The organism is Filimonas lacunae (assembly GCF_002355595.1).
Lineage (GTDB): Bacteria > Bacteroidota > Bacteroidia > Chitinophagales > Chitinophagaceae > Filimonas > Filimonas lacunae.
Genome location: NZ_AP017422.1, coordinates 7,807,385 through 7,814,405 on the forward strand (window position 1 = coordinate 7,807,385; position 7,021 = coordinate 7,814,405).

The 7,021-nt window shown below is 42.6% G+C and carries 7 protein-coding genes; 3 read left to right on the forward strand and 4 right to left on the reverse strand.

What is annotated here, in order from left to right:
* Positions 1 to 8: 8 nt before the first annotated feature.
* On the reverse strand, positions 9 to 947 hold the full coding sequence (locus FLA_RS31040; RefSeq protein WP_076379588.1) for an ABC transporter ATP-binding protein: 939 nt from the start codon (positions 945 to 947) through the stop codon (positions 9 to 11).
* Positions 948 to 1,059: 112 nt separating this feature from the next.
* On the opposite strand from FLA_RS31040, the gene FLA_RS31045 reads away from it, so the two are divergent.
* Positions 1,060 to 2,049, forward strand: a complete 990-nt coding sequence (locus tag FLA_RS31045; protein WP_076379587.1) for a zinc dependent phospholipase C family protein — start codon at positions 1,060 to 1,062, stop codon at positions 2,047 to 2,049.
* Here the strand turns inward: FLA_RS31045 and FLA_RS31050 are convergent.
* The 3 genes from FLA_RS31050 to FLA_RS31060 form a co-directional block, all read right to left on the reverse strand.
* Positions 2,021 to 3,646, reverse strand: coding sequence for an NAD(P)/FAD-dependent oxidoreductase (locus FLA_RS31050; RefSeq protein WP_076379586.1), 1,626 nt, complete (start codon positions 3,644 to 3,646; stop codon positions 2,021 to 2,023). The two genes, FLA_RS31045 and FLA_RS31050, sit on opposite strands and share 29 nt — an antisense overlap.
* A 111-nt stretch (positions 3,647 to 3,757) precedes the next feature.
* Complete coding sequence (locus FLA_RS31055; RefSeq protein WP_076379585.1) at positions 3,758 to 4,315, reverse strand: outer membrane beta-barrel protein; 558 nt, start codon at positions 4,313 to 4,315, stop codon at positions 3,758 to 3,760.
* 398 nt (positions 4,316 to 4,713) lie between these two features.
* A complete protein-coding gene (locus tag FLA_RS31060) occupies positions 4,714 to 5,091 on the reverse strand; it encodes a DUF3127 domain-containing protein (protein WP_076379827.1) in 378 nt (125 codons plus the stop codon).
* A 115-nt stretch (positions 5,092 to 5,206) separates the two neighbouring features.
* On the opposite strand from FLA_RS31060, the gene FLA_RS31065 reads away from it, so the two are divergent.
* Together FLA_RS31065 and FLA_RS31070 are read left to right on the forward strand one after the other, a co-directional pair.
* A complete protein-coding gene (locus FLA_RS31065) occupies positions 5,207 to 5,956 on the forward strand; it encodes a 5'-nucleotidase C-terminal domain-containing protein (protein WP_076379584.1) in 750 nt (249 codons plus the stop codon).
* Positions 5,957 to 5,969: 13 nt separating this feature from the next.
* Positions 5,970 to 6,884: a bifunctional metallophosphatase/5'-nucleotidase gene (locus tag FLA_RS31070; RefSeq protein WP_197705843.1), complete on the forward strand. Its 915-nt coding sequence runs from the start codon at positions 5,970 to 5,972 to the stop codon at positions 6,882 to 6,884.
* Positions 6,885 to 7,021: the final 137 nt, after the last annotated feature.

Consider the following 7,021-nt stretch of genomic DNA (forward strand, 5'->3'; position numbering starts at 1 on the left):
TGTATGAATTATACGTTTTCTGATTGAAAGGCGCGTGTAACCGCAGCACTGCTGCCTTCTACTTCCCGGATGAATATTTCGTTCAGTGTAGGCAGTATTTCATGAAAAGCTTCAATAGTTACATTCTGTTGCAGGAAGTGCCGCAGAATATCATTGCTTTGGTAGCCTTCATTGATCTGAATGGTGAGTGTATTGTTTTTCTGGCGCGTGATGGTAAAGGCATTGCTATCGGTAGAAGCAGGCTGTTGTTGCAACTGTATGCTAAACAGGTTTTCTTTAAAGTCCTGTTTAATTTGTTGAACGGTGCCGTCCAGTATTTTCCTGCCTTTATTTACCAGCACAATATGGTCGCATATTTCCTCTACCTGCTCCATGCGGTGCGTACTGAAAATGATAGTGCTTCCCTTTTGAGCCAGGGCAAAAATTTCGTCTTTAATCAGGTTGGCGTTTACCGGGTCCAGGCCGCTGAATGGCTCATCCAGGATAATCAGTTTGGGTTCGTGCAATACAGTGGTTACAAACTGTAGCTTCTGGCTCATGCCTTTACTCAGGTCTTCCACTTTTTTGTTCCACCAGCTTTCCATTTCCAGCTTGATAAACCAGGCTTTTATTTTTTCCATGGCTTCGCTGCGGCTGAGTCCTTTTAACTGGGCCAGGTATAAAGCCTGCTCGCCAATTTTCATTTTTTTATACAGGCCCCGTTCTTCCGGCATGTACCCGATATGGCGGATATCGTTCAGCGGGTCAAACTTTCTGCCGTCAAAGGTGATATTGCCTTCATCCGGGTAGAAAATGCCGGTGATCATACGCAATAGGGTGGTTTTACCAGCTCCGTTAGGTCCCAGCAGGCCAAAAATGCTGCCCGGCTCAATGCTAAAGCTAATATCGTCAACGGCTTTCTGCGTGGCGTAGTATTTTTTAAGGTGTTCTAGTGTTAATAGTGCCATACTCAGCGTGTTTATGTTAACATTATACTATAAGTATCGGAATTTACCGAAATCTTACAACTACCATTGCAGTATAGAATAATTTTGCCAGACTGAAAAACCGTTCATACACATGAGTCCATTATTTAAGCGTGCCGGGGTTGCATTAGCACTGGCCGCCATCACTATTGCAGCAGGTAGCTGGGGATTTTTAATTCATAAAACCGCCCATCAGCTGGCTGTTTATGAGCTACCATCCGGTAGTTTACGCGATTTCTTCTACAGCAATAACGCTTATTTGCAATACAATGCCCCCCGTGCCGACGTTCGCAGGAATGAAGACAGCACAGAAGGCCCCAAGCATTTTATTGACCTGGAAGCTTTTGGTCCTGATGCTGCTTACACCATGCCTTTACATTGGAACGAAGCGGTAGCTAAATACTCAAAAGATACTTTACTGGAATATGGTTATGTGCCTTACCATGTACAATACATGAAAGACAAGCTGACCGAAGCTTTTAAACAAGGTAATAAAGACAGCATTCTTTTTTATGCAGCCGATCTGGGCCATTATGTAGAAGATGCGCATGTGCCTTTGCATACCAGCATGAATTACGATGGTCAGCTGACCAATCAAAAGGGCTTACATAGCCTGTGGGAAAGCATGGTGCCTGAGCTGGAAATAGGCAACTATAATTTAAGCAGCACCCATAAAGCCACTTACCTGAAAGATCCGGCAAAAGCTATCTGGGCAGCTATACGTAAGGCGAATGCTTTATTGCCGGATGTGTTTGGTAAAGAAAAAGAGTTAAGCGCCCGTTTTACACCTGAGCAAAAATACCGTACACAAGTGCGTAAGGGTAAGGAATATCAGAGTTATACTACTGAGTTTGCTAAAGCGTATGCAGCTGCATTAAAGAATACCATCAATGAGCAGGCTATCAGTTCTGCCAACCTGGTGGCCGATTTCTGGTATACCTCCTGGGTAGATGCCGGTAAGCCGGACCTGTCTTCTTTATATGGTGGTAGCTTAACTGCCGATAAAAAACAGGAGCTGGAAAAAGCATTACATTCTTTCCATAACAATACACTGGTTAAAGACAGCCTGTTAAAAGCACGCTGATAGCGGCCGCTACTTTTTCCCCATCCATTGCAGCACTCACAATGCCTCCTGCATACCCGGCGCCTTCGGCACAGGGATATAAATTGGAGATTTGCGGGTGCTGTAGTGTTTCTGCATCACGTGGAATGCGCACAGGAGAGGAGGTGCGGCTTTCAGTAGCTACTATTATAGCATCATTGGTATAATAGCCCCGCATTTTTTTGCCAAAAGCCTGGAAGCCTTGTTGCAGGCTGCGCATAACAAAGCCAGGCAGCACGCCACGTAAATCGCTGCTTAATACTCCCGGCACATAGCTGCAATCTGGCAGGTTGGTAGCTATTTTATTATTGCAGAAGTCTACCATACGTTGTGCAGGTGCTACAAAGTTACCACCACCTACCTGGTAGGCTTTACGCTCTATATCTTCCTGGAAACGCATCATTAGTAAAGGATCATTGCTATTGTAAGAATGTCCCTTTGCGTTTTTAAAATATTTGATAGCATCTTCTATCTCTACCTGCACCACCATGCCGCTGTTAGCGGTAGGGTTATTACGTTTGCTGGGACTCCATCCGTTTACTACCAGTTCTTTCGGGTTGGTAGCTGCCGGTGCAATAATACCGCCAGGACACATACAAAAGCTAAATACGCCACGGCCATCTACCTGCTCTACCAGGCTATAAGAAGCGGGCGGTAAATGATCGGGCCGCACAATGGTATTCTTAGGTGCAAAGGCAGGTATAGGACAATGGTATTGCGCAGAGTCGATAATAGATTGAGGATGCTCTGCACGTACCCCTAATGCAAAGGGCTTGGCTTCTATTAAAATGTTGTTGCGGTGTAATAACTCGAATATGTCGCGGGCAGAGTGGCCTGTGGCGAGTATCACAGCATCTCCGTGGAAGCTGGCTCCCTGTTGTGTGGTAACACCAGTAATGGTGTTGTTATGTATCGTAAAGCCGTCTACCTTTTGTTCAAAATGAAAATCACCACCACTGGCAACGATCTGTTCCCGCATAGCAGTGATAATTTGTGGCAGCTTATTAGTGCCTATATGTGGATGTGCATCGTATAAGATACTGTCATCTGCACCAAAGCGGGTGAAGATGTGCAGCACTTTATCTATGCTGCCACGCTTATTACTGCGTGTATATAGTTTGCCATCGCTATAAGTGCCTGCACCGCCTTCCCCAAAGCAATAGTTGCTTTCCGGATTTACAATGCCTTCTTTGTTCAGTTGCGCCAGATCGCGTCTGCGTGCGCGAACGTCTTTACCTCTTTCCAGCACTATAGGTTTGATACCGCTTTCTATTAAGCGCAAAGCTGCATATAAACCCGCCGGGCCTGCACCTATTACAATTACCTTGTGTTTAGACTGGCTAACGTCTTTATAAGTGATAGGCATTTCAGGCCTGTCAATAAAAGGCTCATTGATACATGCCTGCACAGTCAGGTTTATCCAAACCTGTTTGCTGCGTGCGTCAATGGATTGTTTTAAACGGTAGAAGCCGGTAATGGCTGATACGGGCTGTGCAGCCGATTGAGCAATGTAGCTGCGTATAATGGAGTCATCTGCCGCTTCTTGTGGCAGCAGGCGTAGTACTATCTTTTGTTGCATACAGTCAGGTTTTTATCCTAAAATGTTCTGCAAACATACTGTATATCTCCCAAATGCAAGAAGCCGCTTCATGTGAAGCGGCTTCTGTGTATATACTAAAAGTAGTATGGACTATTTTTTAGCTTTACCCAAGTGTACTTGGAAACCTACAGCCAGACCAAAAGTGTTGGTTCTTTCAGCATCATATTTTGCTTTTTGAGACTGATAGTATACACTGGCTTCCAAAGCTACGCTAGGAGTTAAGAAGAAAGCCGGACCAGCAGCAAACTTGAAAGCATTGAAGCTTACAGAAGATGCGTCGTCAGATTTTGTGCTACCAAAAGCATAAGCGCCATGTACAAACACGTTTGTTTTTTGCGCAGTTGGCAGAACATAATATCTAACGAAAGGAGCAGCACCAATAGAAGTAGTTTTAGTAGAAAAATCTGCACCTGCTACTTTGGTTTTGTATTTGGAATAGCCGTAATCAGCTTCCAGACCTACTGCCAGATTGTTGATTACGAAATAACCTGCGTTAGGGTTCAGGTTGATGTTAGTGGTTTTGTTGTCACCAGCTTTAGAAGAAGAGAACCCCAGGGTTCCACCAGCTAACCACTGACCTTTGTTAATTTGAGCATTAGCAGCAACACCTGCAAACAGAATCGAAGCAAATAATAAAACTTTTTTCATGGTTTGAAATTTAGTGGCCGCAAAGAAATATAAAAAAGGTTTATGATGAAGCGTGATTTTTCACGCATAAATAAGGGGGGTATGTCTATGAATGAAAACTTGTCACGCACTTATGTATAGATGACACAATTGCTATTGCTACTAACAACTACTGTTGAGTAAGTAATGATAGATGTTGTAAAAAGAGTAATGTAGATGTGCTGAAATACTTGCTGTTAAAGCGTTTGAAGTACTTACGTTATAATGCGTATTTGTATAGATGCATTATGGATGTATAGGTTATTGCAGATGTTGCTTGTAGTTCCAATACTACATAAAACTTTTTTCTTTATCTGCCAATGTATCATGCAGGCAAGATGGAAAAAAGTTTTATGTCTTACTGTCGTGTGTTGGTTTACTTAAAACGGCAAATCATCAACAACATCCTGTGGAGGTATGTTATTAAATTGTGTGTTTTCTGCCCCTGTTGATCCTGCTGCACCACCTTTCATGCTCTCCATTCTCCACGCGTCGAGGTTAGTAATAAAATTTTCTCTGCCATCTTTCACCCACTTGGTGCCCTTTATATTAAACATCACTTTTACTTCTTCACCCATAGCAAAGCGGTCGGGAAGTGCTGTTTTATCCTGCACACATTGAAATTTTAAATAGTTGGTAATGGCACGTCCATTAATTTCTTCTGTTTTCTCAATCACAAATTCCCGGGTTTTAAAACTCTCGGTCCGTTGCACTATATCAAATTTGGCAACTAATTTGCCGGTAGCTTCGTATGACATATAGGTCTCAGTTTTTTCAGCCCAAAATAAGCGCAATTTTTTTTGCCAGCACGCACAAAAAAAAATCAGTGCCCATTCCAAAAAAGTGTATCTTCAAAAACACTCCGTAATCTTTATGAAAAAAACACGTTCCTTACATTTTTGTATTGTTGTTGCCGTGTGTGTCTTTGCTGCCTGCTCCTCTCCAAAGCATGCTGTTAAGTTGGAATACAAAGATTATGAGGTGAATAAAACTTATGTGCCGGATACGGGCATTCAGCAATTGCTGTTGCCATACAGGGATAGTGTGAACCGCGCCATGGGGAAAAAAATTGGGGTTGCAACACAAAGTCTGACGAGAAAACTACCGGAAAGCACCCTGGGAAATTTAATGGCGGATTGTATGCGTGAGAAAGCGTCCCAAAAATTCAACACAAATGTAGATGCGGCTTTCGTGAACTATTATGGTATCAGGGCAGATTTGCCTCAGGGCGATATTGTGTTAGGTAATATTTATGAACTGATGCCATTTGATAATCTGATTGTATTACAGCGAATGAAAGGCAGTGTATTGCGTGAATTTTTAAACCTGGTGGCCTCTAAAGGAGGTTGGCCTGTTTCGGGCATACAAATGCAGATTAAAGACAAACAAGCGACAAATATATTGGTTAATGGTAAACCATTGGATGATGCTGCGGATTACCTGGTGGCTAATTCAGATTATGTAGCCAATGGTGGAGATGATTGCAAAATGCTAAAACCTATTGCACAACAAAGCAAAGGGTACTTATACAGAGATGCGCTTATTGAATATATAAGGGCTCTTACCCAGGCAGGCAAACCGGTAAGTGCTAATATAGAAAACAGGGTTACTTATGTTAACTGACAGAAGAGAGTTCTTGAGAAAATCTATGCTAACAGGCGGTGCCTTAATGGCATCTACTTTATTACCTGCCCTGGCGCATACCCAAGCAGACGGAAAACAGGTGAGTATACTGCACACCAACGATGTACATAGCCGCTTAGATCCCTTTCCTATGGATGGAGGTAAATGGCAGGGATTAGGGGGTGTAGCAGCCCGTGCAGCCTTAATTGAAAAAATTCGGGTACAAACCAGCCAGGTGTTATTGCTGGATGCCGGAGATATTTTTCAGGGTACGCCTTATTTTAATGTGTATAAAGGTGAGCCTGAAATAAAAGCCATGAGTAAAATGAAGTACGATGCTGTTACCATGGGTAACCACGACTTCGATGCCGGCCTGGAAAATTTTGCCAACCAGTTACGTCATGCCAGTTTTCCGGTTCTGTTATGTAATTACGACTTCACACAAACACCCATGGAAGGGAAATCGCAACCTTATAAAGTGTTCAGGAAGGGCGGAGTTAAAATTGGGGTGTTAGGAATTGGAATTGAATTAAAGGGACTGGTACCTGATAATTTATATGGCAATACAAAATATAACGATCCAATCGTTGCCGCTAACGCCACTGCCGACATCTTAAAAAAGAAAGAGGGGTGTGATATGGTGATATGTTTATCGCACCTTGGGGATAAGTATGAGGATAATAAAGTAAGTGATGAAATATTGGCAAAAGAATCGTATGGGATAGACCTGATTATAGGGGGGCATACCCATCGCTTTTTTGAAGCACCGCGTGTATATAAAAATAAAGCGCAAAGCGATGTAATAGTGAACCAGGTTGGCTGGGCAGGCTTACAGCTTGGGCGTTTGGACTATAATTTCTCTGCAGAAAAAAATAAAAATTTGGTAAATGCCCATACTGTTGTTATTGGGAAAAAATCAAGTGACTAAAAAATTTTTTTTTCAACATAAAAGGTTGACATTCGCCGTCTGCTCCAAACATTTTTATCAACATTTGTGAGTAAAAATGTCGGTTCGTTCCCAGGTATTTCACATTAGTAAATCATTCTAAATAGTTTAAACATAAT

Bases quoted from the DNA above. Each gene is read 5' to 3' on its own strand.
- FLA_RS31040 (WP_076379588.1), bottom strand. From the start codon at position 947: ATGGCACTATTAACACTAGAACACCTTAAAAAATACTACGCCACGCAG.
- FLA_RS31045 (WP_076379587.1), top strand. From the start codon at position 1,060: ATGAGTCCATTATTTAAGCGTGCCGGGGTTGCATTAGCACTGGCCGCC.
- FLA_RS31050 (WP_076379586.1), bottom strand. From the start codon at position 3,646: ATGCAACAAAAGATAGTACTACGCCTGCTGCCACAAGAAGCGGCAGAT.
- FLA_RS31055 (WP_076379585.1), bottom strand. From the start codon at position 4,315: ATGAAAAAAGTTTTATTATTTGCTTCGATTCTGTTTGCAGGTGTTGCT.
- FLA_RS31060 (WP_076379827.1), bottom strand. From the start codon at position 5,091: ATGTCATACGAAGCTACCGGCAAATTAGTTGCCAAATTTGATATAGTG.
- FLA_RS31065 (WP_076379584.1), top strand. From the start codon at position 5,207: ATGAAAAAAACACGTTCCTTACATTTTTGTATTGTTGTTGCCGTGTGT.